Origin of the sequence: Butyricimonas sp. Marseille-P2440 (assembly GCF_900091675.1) — a bacterium.
GTDB lineage: Bacteria > Bacteroidota > Bacteroidia > Bacteroidales > Marinifilaceae > Butyricimonas > Butyricimonas synergistica.
On the sequence record NZ_LT594610.1, the window covers coordinates 666,290 to 687,997 of the forward strand.

Genomic DNA, 21,708 nt, shown 5'->3' on the forward strand with positions numbered 1-21,708 from the left:
TTTTAATAACTCAAAAATTTCATTTTTAGTTCATTGTTTTATAATTATGCCGTAGGGCGGATTTATGCCCGACTTGCAGCTTGTTTTGTACTGCTGCAAAACCGTGTGCAGTAATTCAACAGTAATTCGATGTGTGAAACAATAATGGTGCTGCTGTGTCGGTCGATGGAATGGTGCAATTCCTTGTCGATCTCCTTCAGGCAGTCGGAGATGGTCTGTTGCTCACGTTCAGTTAAAGCTCCATGACAACAGCAACGGGTGGGATAATCATTGATATGTTGTTCCAGAGGCGTGTCGCAAAGCAGGTCGGGATGGAAAATTACACCCGTATAGCCTTTTGCATTGCGATGGAATGCGGCGGGTATCTCGAATATCTCTCCCGGGTTGACTAATCGCAGGGAAGTTTGTACTCCACTTCCATCCGGTCGGCAAATCAGCGCGTAAAAATTGCATGGCATACGCAAGTCCTCGCTTAGTTTGTTGCCGGACAGATTGGCAAGACTGACCAACGGGTGCAGAGTTTCTTGTCCCGTGAGTTTGTTGAACAGGTCTACCGTAATGACATTATTCGTATTTATCTTGTTCCGATTCATATTCTTTTGATTGATGATGCAAAATTATTCCGGTTCTACAAGGAAACAGCTATCCAAATTACTGATTGGAGTATAACTTTTACTGATTACGAAAGATTGTCGGGGAAATATGTTATTTTTGTATTCAACAAAAGATAAATAGTTATGGATAAGATCGTAAATATAAAAACTGTTGGAGAGTACAATGAACATTGGGGAGTTGAAAACCGACATCCTTTGGTCAATGTATTCGAAGGTTCGCAAATTACGCGTCCCATACCGAATTGCCGGAAAAACTTTGACCTGTATGTGATCTTTTTGAAAGATGTAAAGTGTGCAGACTATCTAAAATACGGGCGCAAAGAATACGATTATCAAGAAAACACGCTCGTGTTCGTATCACCGGGGCAGGTATTCGGTTATCCAGCGGATGGGTCCACTTATCAGGCGAAAGGTTGGTGCCTCTATTTCAGTCCAGAATTGTTACGTGGAACACAGCTCGGCCGGCATATCAAGGACTACACGTTCTTTTCGTACGATGTCTGTGAGGCTCTTCACCTCTCGCTGCAAGAACGCGAAACTATTATTGACTGTTTGAAGAAAATAGACGACGAGATAAATAATGGTATGGATAAACATAGTAATATGATCATCGCGTCTGCCATAGAATTGTTTCTGAACTATTGTACCCGTTTCTATGATCGCCAGTTCATCACCCGCAAGAAAGCTAACAAGGATATATTGGCTCGTTTTGAAGAGTTGCTTGATGGATATTTCGCATCAGATAAGCCACAATCGTACGGAACGCCATCCGTGGCCTATTGTGCAGAACAACTGCATCTGTCTGCCAATTATTTTGGTGACTTGATAAAAAAAGAAACGGGCAAGTCGGCACAGGAGTATGTGCAACAGAAAATCATGGATACAGCGAAAGATATGCTGGCTAATTTGGAAAAGAGCGTCAGCGAAATCGCATACGCCTTGGGGTATCAATATCCTCAGTATTTCAGCCGGGCATTCAAGAAAGTGGTGGGATGTACACCGAATGAATACCGTATGGCTGAATAGATAAAGGAAAAAGCACGATGCGGTTTCGGAAAGTATTTTATTATATTTGTAAATTCTAATGATGTACAGGGCACGATAAATTTATGTCAGAACGGGAAGAAATAGAATGGTTGCGGGAGTTGAAAGCTGGGAATGACGGTGCGTATAAGGTGCTGTTCGGGAAGTTCTATGCCCCGCTTTGCGCTTTTGCGTCGGGATTTGTGAATGACACGGCGGTGGCAGAGGATATTGTGCAGGAGATTTTCTTTAAGCTGTACACGGACAAGCCGACGTTCGAGGCGGTGGTTGCCTTGAAATCTTACCTTTACCTGGTGACGAAAAACCATTGTCTGAATTATCTGAAACACGTTCGTATCGAGCAAGAATACATATCCTCGATGGACGAGAAGGAACAGACAACTTTCTTTTTCAATCAGATCGTGGAACAGGAGTTACTGATGTTGTTGACGGAGGCGATAGAAGATTTACCGGAACAGACGGGAAAAGTGTTTCAACTGGTGATGGAGGGATTTGATAATGCGGAGATCGCGGAAAAATTGAATCTTTCGATTGACTCGGTAAAATCTCATAAAAAACGTGGTAAACAATTTCTAAAGAATAGGTTAGGTGATATTACGGCTATCCTTTTGATACTATCCAATTGTTAAAATAACAAGAAAATGACATTCCGGTGACACTTTTTTGTCCCTCGGTTGTTTTTTGATCGTAAACAAATAAGAAATGAAAGAGGCATTTGAAATAGCACGGTTGATCCAACAAAGTCTGCGAGGCGAGTTGTCCGAACGGGAGGAAAAGGTACTTTCCGACTGGCGGCAGGCGTCGGTTGATAATGAAACAGCTTTTCGAAAAATGACCTCCGGTAATTTCTACGCCGAGGGAATGGAACGGCTGGAAGCGTTTGATTCCCATGTCGCTTACGGGCGCTTTCTGCAACGGAAGTACCAGCAACGTCGCATGAGGAGATTGTTATTTCGCGTGGCTCGTGTGGCGGCGGTTGTTCTGCCACTCACGATAGCGATGATACTCTATTTCGGTTCGGGTACGGGAAGCATTGAATCGCCGGGTTACGCCGACGCCACGGCTATCCTGCCGGGAACGAGCAAGGCGGTATTGACGACGGGTGACGGGAACACGATTCTGTTGTGGCACGAGATCACTGACAGCACGATCATCGCGGACGGGACTCAGATCACCACTTCTGCCTCGGGGCTGACTTATGCCGGGATTTCCGGCAACAGAGCCCTCGTGTACAACAAGCTCGAGATACCGCGGGGCGGGGAGTTCTGCCTGACGTTGTCGGACGGGACGAAGGTGTGGCTGAACTCGGCTACTTCCATCCAGTACCCTGTGGCTTTCGGGACGAAAGAGCGGCGGGTGTTTGTGCAGGGTGAAGCCTATTTCGAGGTAGCGAAGGATGTGAAGAAACCTTTTGTAGTGCAGTTCATGAGCTCAGCGGTCACGGTGCTGGGAACGTCATTTAACGTGAGGGCTTACCCCGACGAGGGACACTCGTTAACGACCCTTGCCGAGGGTTCAGTGTGCATCACAAGGGGCGACAACACGATCAGCATGAAGCCGGGAGAGCAGGTGGAAACGGACGCTTTGTCGGGCAACATGGTGAAGCGGGTAGTGGAAGTCCGGGATTTCACCAGTTGGAAGGACGGGCGGTTCGTGTTCGTCCGGCGACCGCTGGAGGAAATTATGCGGACGTTGGAACGATGGTACGATATCCGGGTGATATTCAAGGACGAGGGGGCGAAACGGATTTCTCTATCGGGTGACTTGCGACGATACGATAACTTCTCCCGGGTGGTGGAAATGTTGCAGATGACGGGGGACGTGCACTTTGAAGTGAAAGGAAATGATATCTATATAACTACTGAGTAGTTTCCTCGATGGCGCCACGGGGAAACGGGAGTGTGAACCATTAAAAATTAATAATTTACATTATGAAGAAGAACCAAAATAAGTCTCTTCCGGGAGGTTTATGGTTATTAAAAAACCAACTGACGATGAAATTGACGGTTGTCATCCTCTTCTTGTCATCGTTCGCTGTTACGGCACAGAACGTGACAATCAAGATGAAGAACAGCACGTTCACGGAGATAGCCAAAGAGATACAGAAACAAACGAGCCTGACTTTCCTGTACAATGACACGAAAGTGAGCGGCATCGTGAATTTGAACCCTGACTTCACGAACACGGACGTGAAGACGGTACTGGAATATTGCTTGAAGGGCAGCGGGCTGACCTTCTCGATCGTGGATAACACCGTGGTCATTTCCCCCGTGCGGGAAACACCGCGAACGGAAAGAAACAACCTGAGGGTTTCCGGCAGGGTGACTGACGAAAAAGGGATTCCCCTTCCCGGCGTGAATATATTGATTAAAGGTACTACGGTCGGTTTCGTGTCCGATGTGGATGGGAAGTTTTTGGCATTGTGCAGCAAAGGAGATACTCTGCTCTTCACGATGATCGGTTTCGAGTCCCAAATGAAAGCGGTAAGCGACGATACCCCGATCACGCTGCAAATGAAAGAATCGACCGAAACGTTGGACGAAGTAGTCGTAGTATCGACGGGATACTCCCGCCTGCCGAAAGAGCGTGCCACGGGATCGTTCGGCGTGGTGACCGCCAAGGAACTTGAAAAACGTCCCAGCCCGAATATCCTAAACCGTCTCGAAGGCGTAGTCCCCGGCGTGTACGTGGATATCAAGAATTCGGATATGACGTTCTTGTATGGGTCGAATCGTACAGACGGACAACTGGAAGAACAGAGTAATATTTCGATGAATATCCGGGGGAAAAGTAGCTTCACGGATGCTATGGCTCGCCCCTTGCTTGTGATTGACGGGTTCCCGACAGATATGGAAATGAAAAGCCTGAACCCGAATGACGTGGAGTCTATCACTTTCTTGAAAGATGCGGCAGCCGCTTCAATCTGGGGAGCCCGTGCGGCGAACGGGGTGATCGTGATCGAAACGAAGAAAGGAAAGAAGAACGGCAGACCGGGTACCGCCGTGAGCTTCGGGATGAATATCATGACTTCCGGCTCTCCTCGTTTCAGCTCGTTGCCCGTGATGAACTCGGCAGAGATGATCGACTACGAGCGGGAGATGGTGGACAAGGGCTATATCACCCGTCCTGTAAGTTCGGCATGGAGTGCGGGATACGCTATTTCGGATGCGGCGAAGATCCTGCTGGACGCTAAAGAAGGGGTGATTAGCCAAGCGGATGCGGATGCGAAACTGGATAAGCTGGCAAGCCGCGAGTCATATCGTGACGTGAAGAAGTATTTGTTGCAACCGGCTTTCTCGCAACAATATAACTTGTCTTTCAGCGGGGCTTCCGAGCAGATGTCTTATTTCTTGTCGGCTTCTTACGCGAATGAACAATCGAACACGAAAGGTGAGCAGGGTGATCGTTTCACGTTGACCTCCAACTTGAATTTCAAGATCATGAACTGGGCGACATTGACCACGGGTTTAAGGGCTTCGTTGATCAATATCAAGAACAACGGGCTGGGGCTTTCGGCGATGCAGGCTTCGTTGGGGATATTGCCTTTGATGCCGTATAACCAACTCGTGGATGATGATGGCAACCGGGTGGATTATTACCGCTATGAAGAGAATTTCGTGAACGAGAAAGAGGGGCAGGGATACAAGAATTGGAAATATAATTATCTGGACGAACTCGACAACATGGACAATACACGGAAGGAGCAAGCTATTTCACTGACGATGGGATTGAATATCCCGGTTCCGGGCGTAAAGGGGCTGGCGTTAGACGGATCGTTCATGTACGAGAAAACGAACGGGAAAACCAGAAACCTGGAGAACGAGGATACTTACGCTTCACGGGACAGGTATAACTACGCTACGCGATATAACGAGAGCACGGGCGAGTTGACTCACGGTCTTCCCGACGGGGGATTGCTGAACCTAGCCCACACGGATGCACGGAATTATAGTTTGCGCGGACAATTAAATTACAATAACACGATTGCCGAGATTCATCAGGTATCCGCGTTGGCGGGAATGGAGTTCCGCGAAACAAGGGTGTGGCAGAGCAGTGCGTGGTATTACGGTTACAACGAACAGACTTTGCTGTCGGCTTCGCAGATACCCAATCCCTACACGAATATATGGGGATGGACTTCCTACCTGAACGAGGGCTCCCCGGAACAAGATTTGCAACGCCGTTTCCTGTCGTATTACGGGAACGTGTCGTACACGCTGATGAACAAATACGTACTGACGGGTAGTGTGCGGTACGACGACTACAATAACTTCGGTGTCGACCGGAAGTACCGGGCTACCCCCATGTGGTCGACCGGATTGGCATGGCATATCGGCAGGGAGAATTTTATCCTTGACAACGCAGGCTGGTTGAACAAGTTGACTTTCCGTGCCACTTACGGGTATAACGGGAATATCGACCAGAACCAGTATCCTTTTACCCAAATTTCACTGACGACGGGTAATGACGGGTACACGCAGTTGCCTTCTTCCAGCATCAACTTCGCCGCCAACCCTTCCGTGCGCTGGGAAAAGACGGGTGTATTGAACTTTGGGTTGGACTTTGCCGTGCTGAACAACAGGCTTTCCGGTTCTGTCGAATTGTATCGTAAGTACTCCCGCGATCTGTTCGCGGATTACGTGATTAACCCGATATTCGGGGCGAATGCCTCGTCTTCATACACGCTTTCCCGCAATGCGGCGAAGGTGAATGGTAAAGGTCTGGACGTGGCATTGAACGGAACTATCGTGCAGAAAGGTGATTTCAGGTACGAGGCAAGCCTCACTTACTCGTATAACACGAACGAGGTAAAATCCTCTCCATACGAGATGACGCCCTCTTTCTATGCGAGCGGTGGCGGTAGCGGTCGTATGCTGGAAGGGTATAACATGAGTAACTTCTGGGCTTACCGTTGGGCGGGTCTGGACGAGAACGGGGATTCGCAAGTGTACAACGCGGACGGCGAGATTGTTAAGTCGACAGAGAACGTGACGAACGACGACCTCGTGTACGTGGGAACCTTGACCCCAAAGTATTTCGGAGGCTTCTTCAATACATTCTCGTACAAAGGATTGTCGCTTTATGTTGGTATAACCTATAAACTAGGGTATATCTTCCAGAAACCGACGATCGCCCAGCAGGCGGGAGGAAGAAACACGTATTACGAGATCAACGAGGATATGGCAAAACGGTGGCGTGAAGCGGGCGACGAGGCAACGACAGACGTGCCCCGTATCGGGACGAACACGAACAGTTTCGTGCGCTACCGCGGTGCAGATATACATATCGAGAAAGGCGATCATATTCGGTTGAGGGAGGTTTCGTTGACTTATAGCATCCCGTCCAAGTGGTTGAATAAACTTATGATTAACAGCGGGTCTATCGGTTTCAGTGCGAACAACCTCGGGTTGATCTGGAAAAAGAACAATGCGGGCATTGATCCTGACTTTATCCCGAACAGCCGCAACCTGACGATGTCGCCCACGCCTTCTTATAATTTCTCGTTAAACCTTAACTTCTAAAGAACGATCGATATGAACAAAAATATATTATTGAGTATGGTTGCCGGGATTTCCTGTTCGCTTGCCGCCTGTTCGGATTGGGTGGATATCAAGACGAAAGGGAAACTGATCCCGGAGGAAACGGTGAACTACCGTTACCTGATGAACAACACGGAGAATTTTAAATACACGCTCGCATACCAGGATATGGCTTCCGACGATATTTACATGTACGACGAGTCACAACAGAATGCCGTCTATGAAACGGATAAGTTTATCCCTATATACACGTGGGCTGACGAGATCTACACCCAATCGGAAAACGATTCAGAGATGAATGCCGTTTATCAGGTGATCTATAACTGCAACGTGGTGATCGACGAGGTAATGGGTAGTAAAAACGGGACACAGGCGGAAAAGTTATCCATCCGTGCCGAGGCACTCGTGCATCGTGCCGATGCTTACCTGTCGCTGGTGAACGTGTACGGCAAGCCCTACCGTGCCGCTACCGCCACCACCGATCAAGGTGTGCCTTTATTGACGACTCCCTGCGTGGAGGGTTCCCTGCCCCGTGCTTCCGTGGAAAGAGTGTACGAGCAGATTATCCAAGATCTGAACGATGCGTTCGAGTATCTGCCGGATGTACCGCAATATAATTTCTATCCGAGTAAATGTGCTGTTTACGCTTTGAAAGCGAGGGCTTATCTCTTGATGGGGAATTACACGGATGCGAAGACGAATGCCGAGGAAGCGTTGAAATTGCAGAGCGGACTCGAAGACCTGAATCTTTACGCGGGTGATGCGGTGGCATACCCGGAAAACCTGAAGGACAAGGAAGTAATTCTTGCTAAGATGCCGAGGACGACTTTCTCGCTGAGTTCTTATAGTGCCGTAGACCTCGTGTTGAGCGATGATTTGTTGAACCTGTTCGATCAAGATCACGACCTGCGCTACCTGTATTTTACCCGACCGATGACCGAGTTGGGCGTGACGTACACGGGACGGGTGTATCATAAGAATCACCTGTATTCCAATACCTACCCGAAATACGAATCCCGCAGCATGGGACCCTCCGTGCCGGAGATGATGCTCATCGAGGCGGAGTGTTGGGCTCGCGAGGGAGAAACGACCGAGGCAATGAATATCCTCAACACGTTGCGGGAAAACCGTTTCTTGGCAGGGGAAGATTACACGCTGAGTGCTTCCACGGCTAAAGAAGCATTGGGACACGTGCTGGCTGAACGCCGGCGGGAGCTCATGTGCCACGGGATACGCTGGATGGATCAACGACGCCTGACGAACGATGCGGACTTCCCGACACAAACCGTCACCCGTGTGTTTAAAGGTACCACCTATACTTTACAACCCGGGGCCATGCGCTACACTTTCCCGATGGGCGAGTTATACCTGGAAGAAAACCCGGAGATCGGGCAGATAGAATAAAAAGAGTCCATAAAGTCTATAAAGTCCATAAAGTCCGTAAGGTCACGGGAATCTTTCGGGCAAAGTTCAAATGGCAGCTTCGGCTGCCGTGGACAAAGCGCCCGCTAGGGTCAAAGACTTTATAGACCTTATAGACTTTACGGACTTTATAGACTAAATTATAAATCGTATTTGTATGAAAAAAATCACATTGTTAGGAAGCATCATCGTGCTTCTGTTCATCTCGTGCACCCTCGGGGCGCAAAACCGCCGACCGTTCCACGTTATCCCGCTGGTTCCGGTCGTGGGGCAGGAAGTAAAATTCACGTATGACAACTCGCTTACCTCGCTTGCCGGCGAGGAAACGATTCACGGAACGGTATATTATTGGCAGGACTTGCATTGGGAGGCGGAGGACTTGCCCCTAGTGAAGAACGACACGGCGTGGGAAGCCTCCGTCACGGTGCCCGACCGCTGCGCACTGGTGGTATGCAAGTTTTACGCCGGCGACAAGCGGGACTCGGGCGGACGGGCGACGTATGCCACGATGACTTTCGACCGGGACGGGCGGAACCTGCCCACGTCTTACATGGCATGGGGAATGTTGCGCAACAAGACACTGGAATCCCTGCCGGGTTATTGCGAGGAAGAAGCCTATATCGACGACGAGGTGATGCGTTTCTGGCTCAACCAGCAACTGATGAAAGACCCCGGTGCCCGGCAATACGTGTTCTACTACGCCGCCAAGTTGCTGGACAAGATGGTGCCGGGAGAGAAACACGAGCAAATGCTAGCGGACGTGGACTTTGTGCTCAGCCTGCCGGACGCGGACGAGGAAACGTTGCTCAAAGCCCGGGATGTCGCCCGGAATATCGTGAAAGACACGGCGAAAACTTCCGAGGTGGAACGCCATATCTTGAATAAATACCCGGACGGGATTCTTGCCCGTGACCAGGAGATCTGGCGGGTGTTCCGTGTTAGCGATCCGGATGCCAAGGGCGTGGAACTCGAAGCCTTCCTGAAGCGCTTCCCCGTGGAGAAATTCCGTGACGTGGAGACGGAAACGAGCGGAATGTATCTCGGCAAGATATTCCAGTCGGCAGTCTACCAGCCGATCATATCGAAGAACGATTACAGCCTCCTGTACAAGTATATCCATGACGTCCCCCACGGCTTGCTGCTCACCTTCTACTGGCACATGGTGCAAGTACCCTTGAGCACGAATCAACGGAGGCCGGAGCAGGTATTGCCTTTTGCCACGTTGATCTACAACGAGATCATGACCCGTCCCCGTGCCGGTTCCGACCGCGTGTACTCCGACCGGGAATGGAAGCAACAATTGCTCGCGAGGGGAAAAGACATGATCCTCGCCCACGCTTCCGTGCTGGCGGCAACCGGGGCGCCGGAGGAGGCTCTGAACTTGATGGAGGAGATCAAGGACATCTACGCCTACAAATCCGCCGTGTACAACGATCTTTACACGCGCCTGTTGGAAACGAACGGCTACGAGTCACTGGTCATCCCGACCATCATCGCCGGGGTACGAGAGGATGCCGTGACCCCCGAGATGCTCGATCGCCTGCGCTGGGATTACTTGAAAACACACGGGAACGACAAGGGATTCGATGCCTATATCAATTCCTTGAAGTCGGCGGAGAAACAGCAGGAAATGCAGGCTCACTTGAAAGAGTCGATGATCAAGGAAAAGATCACCCTCTACGCGATGGAAGACCTCGACGGCAAGAAAGTGGATTTGTCAAAGATGAAAGGCAAAATCATCGTGCTCGACTTCTGGGCGACGTGGTGTGCCCCCTGCAAAGCATCACTCCCGGGAATGCAGATGGCGGTCAACAAATACCGGAACGACCCCGACGTGGCTTTCTACTTCATCGCCACGATGGAAACGAAACCCGATTTCCGGCAAAAGATACGGGAATTCCTTGTCGAGAAAAATTACTCGCTCGACGTCCTTGTCGATAACGTCAACCCCGAAACAGGCAGTCAGTCCGCCGTCTACGATGCGTATTGCAAGGCGTTCAAGTTCTCCGGTATCCCGCACAAGATGATCATCGACGGCAACGGCAACCTGCGCTGGAGCGTGGGCGGCTACATGGGCAGCCCCTCGGCTCTCGCGGAGGAAGTAAGCTACGTCATCGAGATGTTAAAGGCGGAAACAAACATCTCGAGGAAATAATTTTATGTTCTCCCGGGATCATCCCACGGGTATCCCGTGGTTCTCCCGGGAGTAAATTTCCCCGGACGCACACTTGGTTTTGTGGTAGTCCCTTTTACAATTCACGCAACCACGCTCCCAGGATCTCCAGTGCTTCTGCCGAGAATACATCCTCTAGGTCAGGGATTTCTTCCCGAGTCCCGGTGACGCAGCGTTGGAACATATGGTTCAAGCCGGGCAATTCCACGATCTTGTACCGTCGGTTGCCGCCACGGTCAAGGAGTTGCCGGATCGACGACAGATTCTCGGCGGAGGGTACCATAATATCCCGGTCACCATTGAGTGCGAGTACGGGGCAGGTAATCCTCGGGATATAGTCGGCGGGATTGTATCGTATCATTTCGCGATACCATTGACCTCGGGCTTGATAGAGATAACGGCTAAAGAATGACTCATCCCTGCCGTGGGTGAAATTTAGCGCCTCGAGAGTCGCCGAATCCTGTCGGGAAAGCCACTCGTCAAAGACGGCACGTACGGGCTCATCGAGGGATTGGTCGAGAGGCACGGCGTGCACGGCACGGAAAAGCGTGACGAATAAATCCATGAAAGCATTAACCTTTTCCGGCGTGATTCCCGGTGTTGTTTCGAGTATTGCCCTGTTTTGTAATTCCAGTATTTGCAGACTATCCACGCCGACTCCCGCGAGGGACACCACGAATGCCAAGCCGGGGTATTCCGCTCCCAGCATAAACGCCACCTGTCCGCCCTCGCTGTGCCCGATCACGCCGACACGGGAAGGGGCTGTCACGGGAAGGGTCTTTAAATAATCGATACCCGCTCTTGCATCACGGGCGAAATCCCTCGTGGTAGCCATTTCGTACGTGCCATTCGTGGCGCCGGTGCCCCGGTCGTCAGTCCGCAGGACAATATAACCCAGCCTCGTCAGCTTGTCGGCGATACGGGCGAAAGGCTTGTGCCCGGCGAACGTGCCATCCCGGTCTTGTTTCCCCGTGCCGGACACGATGATTGCCGCCGGGAAAGGACCTTTACCCGGCGGGATGGTGACCGTGCCCGCTACCCGGATGGAATCACAAGAGGTGTAGACCACTTCTTCTGACCTGTAAGGGTAAGGCAGACGGGGATTTTGCGGGTAATAGTGCGGTTGCAGGCTATCGACCCTTCCCATTCGCAGGCGCGACGTTTGGTTATATCGCGTAAGGGTTGCCGTGACGGAGTCCCCGTCCGACGTGAATGTTCCCTCGAAACGGATGTTTTCACCGGTACAGCTCGCTGATATGCCTCCCGGGGTGAGGACGAGCGAATCGGCTTCAACCCGGTTGATCCAAGCCTCCGGGAGCGAGAAGAATAAATGTGGTTGCCCTTCCGGCGTGGTGGTCAATTCAATGAGCACCCGTTTGCTGCCTTGTTGTCCCTGCCAGAGTTGTTTCTCTTGTGCTTGGGCGAACAAGGGAAATAAAATAATGAATGTAGTAATTTTAAGATAAAACATATTAATGTGGTTTTAGTTTTATCTCAAAACATCCAAGCGGCGAAAAAGTGTCACGGAAATTTAGAATTTAGTTACCTGTTCAAAATTAGTAAGTTTTCTTTAGCGTGATTACCGTCACCTCCGGCCATGCCCCGAAGCGGAGGGGCATAAGCCCGATATAGCCCAGTCCCACGTTGACGTACAGTCCTTGCTTGCCCTCCGTGTACAGCCCGCTCCATTCGGGGTAGAGGAGGGCGGACGGGGAGAGGCGACCGAGGGCGAATTGCATGGCGTGGGTGTGACCGGAGAGGGTGAGGTCAACATCCGTGGCGAGCACTTCCCGATGCCAATGCGTGGGCGTGTGGCTCAGCAACAGCTTGAAGGTGGTCTTTGCCGTGCCGAGCATTGCCAACTTGAGATCGCTGTAACGGGGAAGCATCCTTCCCCCGTCGTCGCCGACGCCGAGCAAGGCTATGCTATCCGTGCTGCGGTGCAGTTTCACGTGCCTGTTGTCCAGCAGGTGCCAGCCCATGGCTGCTTGCCGTTTCTTCAGTTCTTTCAGATTTTCCCAGCGGTTTTTTTCATTTTCCCAATGATGGTAAGGACTGTAATCATGGTTCCCGAGGACGGAGTAAACACCGTCGGGAGCCTTGAAGCCCGCGAGGATGTCCTGCACGGAGTCGAGTTCTGTCGCCATATTATTCACGAGGTCGCCGGTGAACACGATGAGGTCGGCTTGTTGGGCGTTTACAAGATCGACCGCCTTTTGCAGCGACTTCCTGTCCCCGTGCCAGCTCCCGGCGTGGATGTCCGAGATTTGTGCCACCCGGTAGCCGTCGAAAGCCGCCGGAAGATTCGGGGATGCGAACACGACCTGTTTCACCTCGAACTGTTTCCGCCCGAAGAACGTGCCGTAAAGAATTGCCAGCATCGTGGCGGCTCCCGCTACCACGCCCAACCATGCGAAGGGATGGGAATGCAGCTTCAGCAGCCGCCTCACGGGCAGGTCTGCCAGCGAGCAAAGGGAAAATACCAACTTGGGTAGCACCACCGCCAGATAGGCAATGACGAATATCCCGATAAACGCTTGCCCGCCATGCCCTCCCCGCGAGAAGAGCGGTATCCACAACAGTCCGAGCAACAGTACCGCTGAGGGCACGAACCAGAGTTCCCGGCTGCGCCCGCTTGCCACGTGTTTCTTGATGTATAACTTGTAAATATAAATGTCCGGCAGTACCAGCAAAAGAATAAAATAAACCGATAGTTTTTCAATCATACTCGTTCATGAGATTTATAAGTGACCTCCCAAAGTTATCATTTCTTTTCACTACGTTTCCCGGTGTAAGTTTTTTTACTTTTCTTTTAGTTATCTTATCGCCATAAGGTTCATTCTTGGAAAAAAAGTTATAAATTTGCAGAAAGGAATGGTTTTTTGTTGTATAAGGGTATAGGTGCTCACGTGAATAAAGAGAAAGTAAAATTGATGGAGCAAAGGCAATTTTTAGAAGGGGTAAGCCGGAAGGACGATAAAGCGTGGGAAGAACTGTATCGTTATTTCTATGCGCCATTGTGCAGCTACTCGGCGAAGATCATCGGGGATGTCGATGCGGCAGAGGATATCGTGCAGGGATGCCTCGTGCGGCTGTGGCGTTCCAGCTTCATTTTTACCGATATCAAGGCGATCACTACTTATTTGTACCGGGCGGTGTATAACGGTTCCCTTAATTTCATACGAAATAAACAGGCTTCAGAGCATATCCACAAGACGTGGTTCGATAACTTGCAGGTGCAAGAAGAGGATGCCATACATGCTGCGCTAGAGGAAGAAGCTATTACACGCTTCTACGCGGTTATAGCGGAGTTGCCCGATCAACAACGGGAGATATTGTTGGGCAGCCTGCGCGGTGATAAAGTGAAGGAGATCGCCGAGCGGCTGGAGGTGTCGGAGAACACCGTGAAGACTCAAAAGAAGCGGGCTTACCAGTTCGTGCGGGAACAATTGGGCGAGGGATTGGCGGTTGTCGTGTCCTTGTTGTTCGTGTGAAAATAATTAATTGTAATATTCTTGTAATTTTTTTTTGATTCTTGTCACCCGTTTTCGAGGTCGGCGTGTTTGTTTGTGTATTTTAAATAATGATGCATGAAATGGGATGATATACACGACAGGTCGAAAGCAATTGTCCGGCAAGCTATCGGGCAGGTACTTGACGGGGATGACACGGAACGTGAGGACGGTACGGGGGATATCGTGGAGCATTTGCGGGATTCCGATTATTTGGCGGGGGAGTTGAAAAGACGGGAACGTTATGATTACCGGCGGGCTTTCCGGGATCTGAAACGGGGTGAACGACGGCGGAGAGGCATCCGGGTGTTGTTGGCGGCGTGCGGTGCGGCATGTATCCTTGTTGCCACTTGTCTGCTGGTGTTCATGCAGGGTGGCGGCAATCACGGGCTGGCGAAGTTGACGACGGATAACACAATTCAGGCAAGAGGGATGAAAGCGGTACTCGTGAAAGCGAATGGGGACGAATTGGTGTTAGATAAACGCAGGCTACGGTTGAACGAGGACAATGGGGCGGTACTGGCGGCAGATTCCTCGGGTTTGCAATATGACGTGGTCGATAGCCTGATAGAGGATTCTCTGGTATACAACACGTTGACCGTACCCCGGGGGGGAGTGTATCAATTAACGTTGGCGGACGGCACAAGAGTGTGGATGAACTCTGGTTCAAAATTAGTTTACCCTGTGGTTTTTACTGGAAACACTCGGGAAGTGATGTTGACCGGGGAGGCTTACTTTGACGTGCGGGAGGATGTGAAGAAGCCTTTCACTGTGGTGACGGGATTGGGAAAGATAAAGGTACTTGGTACCCGGTTTAACGTTAAGTTTTATCCGGAGGAGGCTTCCGTCGTGACGACACTCGTGCACGGGAGCGTGAGTTTTAGCAATAATGTGGTGCCGGAAACAAGATTGTCACCGGGTTACCAATTGAAGTATGACAAGGGATGCGATACCGTCAGGCTACAGAAAGTAAATGTCAATTATTACGTGGGTTGGCGGGACAACCAGTTGGCATTCCAAAGCGAAACGTTGGAAAATATTATGCGGATACTTGCCCGTTGGTATGACGTGGAGGTGGTGTTCGAGGACGGGGAGCTGAAGCAACTTGAGTTCTCGGGGAATTTAGACCGGTACGAGGATATCGGCAAGTTTTTCAAGTTATTTGAATTAGGCGCAGACGTGGAGTTCGCGATAGATGATAAAGTGATACACGTGCGAAAGAAAAAGTGAGGTAAAATGTTCTTTGCAGGATAGAAGAAAAATAGAGGAAACGAACCTAGCTACCAACTTGAATCGCATCCTCTACTAATTACATAGTTATTAATCAAATAAAAATGTAACATGTGCTACAAATTTATGGAAAAAAAGCGATTGGATTGCCATGAGCATCCAAGTAAATGGAAAAAAACTTTATTAATTATGAAATTGACCAGTGTTTTAACCTTGTTGCTGACGATCACTGCTTCGGCATCGGTGTTTTCACAACAAGAAATGGTGACGTTAAACGTGAAGTCTGCCACGTTAAGCAACGTGTTAATGTTGATCAAAGACCAGACGGGGGTGAAGATTCTTTACAACGAGAGTGCGTTGAAAAACGTGTCGTGTAAGGATGTCGCCCTGGAAAACGTGGCGGTGGAGGAAGCGTTGAAACGGGTGTTGCAGCATACCGGGTTCGGGTATTCCGTGGTAGACGGGGTTTTTGTGATCAAGGAGATGGCGGAAGAGGAAGAGAAGGAGAAACGGTTCCAGATTTCCGGTATGGTGATGGACGAGTACAAGACCCCGCTCCCGGGAGTGACCGTCCTCGTGAAGGAAGGGAAGATCGTGTTGGGGACGGCGACCTCATCGGACGGGAAGTACAAGTTGACGATTCCCGGTGCGCTGAAAAAGTTCTCCGTGTCTTTTTCCTTCGTGGGGATGGAAACGAAGGTGGTGGAATATAGCGGGAAGGACACGATCAATGTGGTACTGAAGGAAGATGCGAAGAGCATGGACGAGGTGGTGGTGACGGGTTACCAGACATTGCAAAAACGTTCGCAAGCGGGGTCGATCAGCACGGTGAAGGCGAAAGACCTGTTGCTGAACGGCACGCAGACGCTGGAACAGGCGTTACAGGGAAAGGTGCCGGGAATGATGGTGATGAACCGGAGCGGGTTGACGGGAACCCGGCAGCGCGTGAGGGTACGGGGTACTTCTACCTTGCTGGGAAATGCCGAGCCGGTATGGGTGGTGGATGGCATTATCCAAGAGGATCCCCTGCCGTTTTCGTCGAATGATTTTAATAACTTGAACCAGGATAACATGGATATGATCCGCAATTTCGTGGGAGGGGCTATATCGTGGCTGAACCCGAATGATATTGAAACGATCACCGTGTTGAAGGACGCCGTGTCGACAGCTATTTATGGGGTAAAGGCTGCCAACGGCGTGATCGTGATTACCACGAAGAAAGGACAGGCGGGACGCATGGCGGTGAGTTACACGGGTAATATGTCGGTTACGCCGCGCATGACGTACAAGAAGCTGGAGTTGATGAATTCACAGCAGCGGGTGGAGGTGTCGCGGGAGGCTTACGAGAAAGGGTTGGTGCTTGCCGATGCCGGGAATTACGAGATCGGTTATACCGCTTTGGCTTTGGCTTACAAGAAGCAATTGATTTCACTGGATGAATTTACAAGGGAGGCAAAGCAACTGGAAAAGAATAACACGGATTATTTCGATATCCTGTTTCGGAACGCTTTCAGCCACAATCACACGGTGAGCATCTCGGGCGGCACGGAGAAGGGGACTTACCGCGCTTCCGTTGGTATAAATAACACGAACAACACGGCGAAGGGGAATGATCAGCAGCAATACATGGCTAGTATTTCTGCCGGGACGATGATGTGGGATTGCCTGTCGGTGAATTTTTCGCTGGGAGCCAGTTACGCGGAAACCAACGCTTTCGTGGGGGCGAACCCGTATACTTATGCCAGCGAAACAAACCGGGCTATCAGGTGTTATAACGAGGATGGGAGTTTTTCCTTCTACAAGCACGAGGGGGACGGGTATTTGTTTAACATTGTGAATGAGCTCGAGCAAAGTGGAAACGAGAATACATTATCCTCTTTTAATTCCGGCTTGAGTTTGCGGTGGACGATCGTGGACGGTTTGAATTATAATTTTTCCATGGGATATAGTGTTTCCAATTCCACGGGAAATTCGTGGTACACGGAGCAATCCTATTATATAGCCAAGTTGCGGGGTTATAATTTTGAGGAGTACGCCGAGGGAACGGATAAGTATAAAGAATCATGGTTGCCCCACGGCGGGGAGTTGAATACCTCGCAGACGAAGAACGTGAGCTGGACGATAAGAAACCAGATCGATTTCACGAGGGTGTTCAACCAGGTTCACTCGGTGAGTGCTTCCGTCGGACAGGAGGCGAGAAGCGTACAACAAACGGGTTTCGAGAAAAAGGAGTACGGGTATTTGCACGATCGCGGGAAATTGTTCGTGAATATTCCTGTTACCATAAATGGAAATTCTAGTAGTTTGATTAGAAATGCACCTAGAGTGACGGATTCGGAAGAGAATTATATGTCATTCTACGGTACATTGAGTTATATGTATGATAACCGTTACGCGGTGAATGCCAGCGTGAGAATGGATGCATCGAATCGGTTCGGGCAGAACAAGAGTACGCGTTACCTGCCGGTTTGGTCGGTCGGAGGCAGATGGAACCTGGGTAGCGAGCATTTCCTTGCGGGACAGAGTCTGTTGAGTGATATGGTGTTCCGCCTGTCTTACGGTTGGCAGGGGAACGTGGTGACGGGGGTAAGCCCGGATTTAATTGCCAAGATCGACGTGTCGGATTCGGATGGCTATATATTGAAGATAGAGAATCTGCCGGCTCCTGATTTGAAATGGGAGAAGGTGCAGAACTTGACTTTCGGTGTTGATTTTAGCCTGTTTAACCACAAGATTCACGGGAATTTCGACTATTACTGGAAGAAGACGAAGGATATGATTATCAACCGGGCGGTGCCTTACGTGAATGGAGTGGATTCGCGTCCTATTAACGGGGGCGAGATGACCAACAAAGGATGGGATTTGGGTGTTAGCTTTATCCCGGTGAGGACGAAGGATTTGGTGGTATCGTTAGGTCTGACTACCGGAAAGGTGTATAACGAGGTGAAATCCACGATCGATCCCACGGGAGATTGGAAGGATGCTGCGGGTGGGAATTTGAGCCAGAAGGGATACCCGGTTTCCAGTTTTTGGGCATTCCGTTTCGAGGGGTTGGACGCCACGCACGGGGGACCGTTGTTTGATTTGGAAGGGGCGGAACTAGAAGATGCTTCAAAGGATGCCACGCTGTACATGGATTACGCCGGTAAGATGGAACCGGATTTCACGGCAGGGTTGTCATTGGGTATTACTTACAAGACGTTTACTTTGTCCACGAGCCTATACTTGAGTTTGGGCAATAAACAGTTTTTAGCCCCCATCATGAGTTCCACGTATGACGGTATCCCGAGTGAATACGAGAATATGTCGAAAGAGTGGTTGAAGCGGTGGCGCAAACCGGGGGACGAGAAGAAAACGAACGTGCCCTCGTTGCCGGACAAAGTGGAGAGTGCCAAGGTAATCACGATAGGGAGCAAGAAGTATTATCCTTACGAGATGTATGGTTATTCAACAGCACGGGTGGTGGATGCCTGGTTCTTGAAATGTAACAATATAGCTCTTTCTTACACGGTCCCAGGCAATAAGTTACCGGGTATATTACAGAATTTGAGTGTCAATTGCTCTGTTTCGAACCCTTTCGAGATCGTGAGCAAGGATTTCATGGGACGCGATCCGGAGGTAGCTTTGGGAAATCAGCCCTTGTCAACGATAGTTTCTTTGGGTGTTAGTGTAAGTTTCTAAATAAAAAATGATAGGTATGAAAATAAATATACTATTGATGCTAGGATTGGTGACGCTTGCCCTATTTGGGTGCGAGAGCTTTTTGGAAGAGAAGAGCCAGGATGAAGTACGTCCTTCCACGGTGACGGATATGGAAAAGATATTGCTGGGAGAGGCTTATTTCTCGAAGGCGGAAGGATTTATGTTTAATTACGGCACGGATATTTTTTCCGATAATATGACCAGTAATGCCGTTATAGATAATAAAGATCTCAAAAAGAGGCAGATTGCCCCTCGCTTCCGTTGGGAAAGGGATATGTTCGACGAGTCTTGCGGTTACGAGGATTTGAGTTTCTGGAAGGTTCCTTACGCTCGTATAAAAGGGTGTAACCTGGTGATTGAGTACGCTCCTAAAATGAAGGGGGACGAGAAGAAACGAAATCATTTGATCGGGGAAGCTCACGTGTTGAGAGGGTATTACTATATGTTTCTTGTAAATTGTTTCGGGTGGTCTTACAATTACGGCGATCCGACGGCGAATCTGGGTGTTCCCTTGAAGCTGGTTTCCGGGGTGACGGATGAGTTCTTTACCCGCAATACGGTGGCGGAAGTGTACGGGCAGATCGAGAAAGATTTGTTGCTCGGGGCACAGTTGATGGAGGAGAATGCGATGGAGCTTTATCTCAATCGTTTGAATGCGACAGCAGCCAATGCTCTGTTGATGCGGATGTACCTGTACATGGAGGATTGGGATAACGTGGTGAAGTATGCCAATAAGGTGTTGGCAGTAAGACCGGGTTTGCTGAACTTGTCGGAACAGCCCGTGAGCCAGTATTCTTCATACTCGGTTTACACGGATGTCCGTTCGGACGAGATCCTGTGGGGAATGCCTTGGGATGCCGAGAATAGTTACATAACATGGGGAAATATAGACCCGTATTCCCCGTCTGACGAGTTGATAGCCATGTTTCAGCAGGATTTAAACGGGGCGGTAGACGTTCGCGGGGATTGGAAGAATAATATGACGGCTTATTTGAAGGGCGGAGATGTGAACATCAAGACGGGAGGATATCGCTCCATGTGCACGTGGGTGGACAAGGGACGTGTGAGTACTCCCTTTAATGGTGGTATCCGGACGGGAGAGGTGTATGTTAGCCGTGCCGAGGCATATTGCCGGAAATACTTGGCATCTGGGAACGTGTCTGACGCAGAGAAGGCATTGGAGGATTTGAACGAGTTGCGATACAATCGTTTTTACGAGGGGTATGTTGATAAAGAGTTGTCCGAATTCGCTACAGCCGGTGAGCTGCTGGATTTCTGCCAGCGGGAACGCCGCAGGGAGTTGTGCGGGGAGGGAAATCATCGCTGGTTCGACCTGAAGCGCATGGGAATGCCGGAAATCAAGCATATTTTCGTGGACAATGCGACAGGTGAAGGACAGGTGTACACGTTGAGTAAGGAAGATAAGCGTTATTTGCTGCCGATACCTCGCAAGGAGATCGACAGGTGTCCTACCTTGAAACAGAATCAATATTAATTAATAAAGGCATATTATGAAACTGAAGTATATATTTTTAGGGTTAGTATGGTTGTTTTTTATGGGGTGCTACGACGAGGATGATATTACGGTGGATGACGGGCAGGAGTATACCTATACGCTGGCGTCCGGGCATGATTACGATGAGATTTTGCACGAGTGGCACGCGAAGTACGGGTTCTATCCGTTGTATATTTTCACGGAGCGGGATATTTATTGGAATAATACGATGTGGGATAATCCCAACCTGGATGTTTGGAAGGGGTTTTGTCTAGGACGACCGGGAAATGCGGATTACGTGGGCGAGCAAGTCGATCTGATCGATAAGGCGTTCATGGCGATCTACCCGGATAAGTTGCTGGAACTTTTCCCGTTGAAAATGTTGTTGTGTACGGATTTGTATAAAACGAAGTATGCGGTAACTTATGACCCGGTGGCGGGGAAGTGGCTTCCCGGTTACGATTCGACTGCGGTATGGGCATACCGAGGATATGACTTTATCGCAATCAACGGGGCAAATGAATCGATCGTGGAGATGACGGGGGATGATAAACGCTCCATGCAAGTGGCGGTGAACGAGATCTTCTTGGAATATCTCGGGCTGCAAGGCGTGTTTACCGTGCCGGAGGAATTTTTTGAGGTGTCGGATTACGTGTATAGCTGGATCCGGGGGGATGATTTGTTCAAAGCGGGCTATCTCTCGGCTGAAGCGTTGAAAAGTGGAGATGAGGCGGCATCCAAGAAAAATGACCTTGCCACGTATATAAAATTGGCGGCACATAATATGGCTAGCTTGAAAAGCGTTCCGGACAGAAGTCAGGATTCTGATGTCCAGCCTTCTTGGATAGGAGCTTTGAACCGGGAAGAGCGAGATGTGAACGGGTTGTGCGAGAAGAAGTACGAGATCGTGATACGTTATTTGAAAAGTTTAGGAATCGACACGGGTAAATTGCAGTATCCGGTTTTGGATTAAATA

Annotated in this window: 14 protein-coding genes; 11 read left to right on the forward strand and 3 right to left on the reverse strand. The window is 49.9% G+C overall.

Annotation, left to right across the window (positions count from 1 at the left end):
• Positions 1-62: 62 nt before the first annotated feature.
• Positions 63-593 carry a transcriptional regulator gene (locus tag BN8899_RS13805; RefSeq protein ID WP_065219858.1) on the reverse strand — a complete coding sequence of 177 codons (531 nt, stop codon included), beginning with the start codon at positions 591-593 and terminating at the stop codon, positions 63-65.
• 144 nt (positions 594-737) lie between these two features.
• On the opposite strand from BN8899_RS13805, the gene BN8899_RS13810 reads away from it, so the two are divergent.
• The 6 genes from BN8899_RS13810 (at position 738) to BN8899_RS13835 (ending at position 10,775) form a co-directional block, all read left to right on the forward strand.
• The gene (locus BN8899_RS13810) at positions 738-1,640 is read left to right on the forward strand and encodes a helix-turn-helix domain-containing protein (RefSeq protein WP_065219859.1); all 903 of its coding nucleotides are present in this window, start codon (positions 738-740) and stop codon (positions 1,638-1,640) included.
• A gap of 83 nt (positions 1,641-1,723) precedes the next feature.
• On the forward strand, positions 1,724-2,287 hold the full coding sequence (locus tag BN8899_RS13815; protein WP_065219860.1) for an RNA polymerase sigma-70 factor: 564 nt from the start codon (positions 1,724-1,726) through the stop codon (positions 2,285-2,287).
• 73 nt (positions 2,288-2,360) lie between these two features.
• Positions 2,361-3,527, forward strand: coding sequence for a FecR family protein (locus BN8899_RS13820; RefSeq protein ID WP_065219861.1), 1,167 nt, complete (start codon positions 2,361-2,363; stop codon positions 3,525-3,527).
• A 62-nt stretch (positions 3,528-3,589) separates the two neighbouring features.
• On the forward strand, positions 3,590-7,180 hold the full coding sequence (locus BN8899_RS13825; protein ID WP_065219862.1) for a SusC/RagA family TonB-linked outer membrane protein: 3,591 nt from the start codon (positions 3,590-3,592) through the stop codon (positions 7,178-7,180).
• Positions 7,181-7,192: 12 nt separating this feature from the next.
• Positions 7,193-8,602, forward strand: a complete 1,410-nt coding sequence (locus BN8899_RS13830) for a RagB/SusD family nutrient uptake outer membrane protein (protein ID WP_065219863.1) — start codon at positions 7,193-7,195, stop codon at positions 8,600-8,602.
• A 175-nt stretch (positions 8,603-8,777) separates the two neighbouring features.
• On the forward strand, positions 8,778-10,775 hold the full coding sequence (locus tag BN8899_RS13835; protein ID WP_065219864.1) for a TlpA family protein disulfide reductase: 1,998 nt from the start codon (positions 8,778-8,780) through the stop codon (positions 10,773-10,775).
• Between the two features lie 94 nt (positions 10,776-10,869).
• Here the strand turns inward: BN8899_RS13835 and BN8899_RS13840 are convergent, their stop codons facing one another.
• Both BN8899_RS13840 and BN8899_RS13845 read right to left on the reverse strand, forming a co-directional pair.
• A complete protein-coding gene (locus tag BN8899_RS13840) occupies positions 10,870-12,264 on the reverse strand; it encodes an alpha/beta hydrolase family protein (protein WP_065219865.1) in 1,395 nt (464 codons plus the stop codon).
• 85 nt (positions 12,265-12,349) lie between these two features.
• Entirely contained in the window at positions 12,350-13,519 is a 1,170-nt protein-coding gene (locus tag BN8899_RS13845; protein ID WP_065219866.1) for a metallophosphoesterase, read from the reverse strand.
• A 156-nt stretch (positions 13,520-13,675) separates the two neighbouring features.
• On the opposite strand from BN8899_RS13845, the gene BN8899_RS13850 reads away from it, so the two are divergent.
• The 5 genes from BN8899_RS13850 (at position 13,676) to BN8899_RS13870 (ending at position 21,705) form a co-directional block, all read left to right on the forward strand.
• Positions 13,676-14,287, forward strand: coding sequence for an RNA polymerase sigma factor (locus BN8899_RS13850; protein WP_082987060.1), 612 nt, complete (start codon positions 13,676-13,678; stop codon positions 14,285-14,287).
• A gap of 96 nt (positions 14,288-14,383) precedes the next feature.
• Positions 14,384-15,535, forward strand: coding sequence for a FecR family protein (locus BN8899_RS13855; protein ID WP_065219867.1), 1,152 nt, complete (start codon positions 14,384-14,386; stop codon positions 15,533-15,535).
• Between the two features lie 189 nt (positions 15,536-15,724).
• Positions 15,725-19,216: a SusC/RagA family TonB-linked outer membrane protein gene (locus tag BN8899_RS13860; protein ID WP_231932354.1), complete on the forward strand. Its 3,492-nt coding sequence runs from the start codon at positions 15,725-15,727 to the stop codon at positions 19,214-19,216.
• Positions 19,217-19,232: 16 nt separating this feature from the next.
• Entirely contained in the window at positions 19,233-20,732 is a 1,500-nt protein-coding gene (locus BN8899_RS13865; protein WP_065219868.1) for a RagB/SusD family nutrient uptake outer membrane protein, read from the forward strand.
• A gap of 16 nt (positions 20,733-20,748) precedes the next feature.
• Positions 20,749-21,705 carry a hypothetical protein gene (locus tag BN8899_RS13870; RefSeq protein WP_065219869.1) on the forward strand — a complete coding sequence of 319 codons (957 nt, stop codon included), beginning with the start codon at positions 20,749-20,751 and terminating at the stop codon, positions 21,703-21,705.
• Positions 21,706-21,708 lie beyond the last annotated feature (3 nt).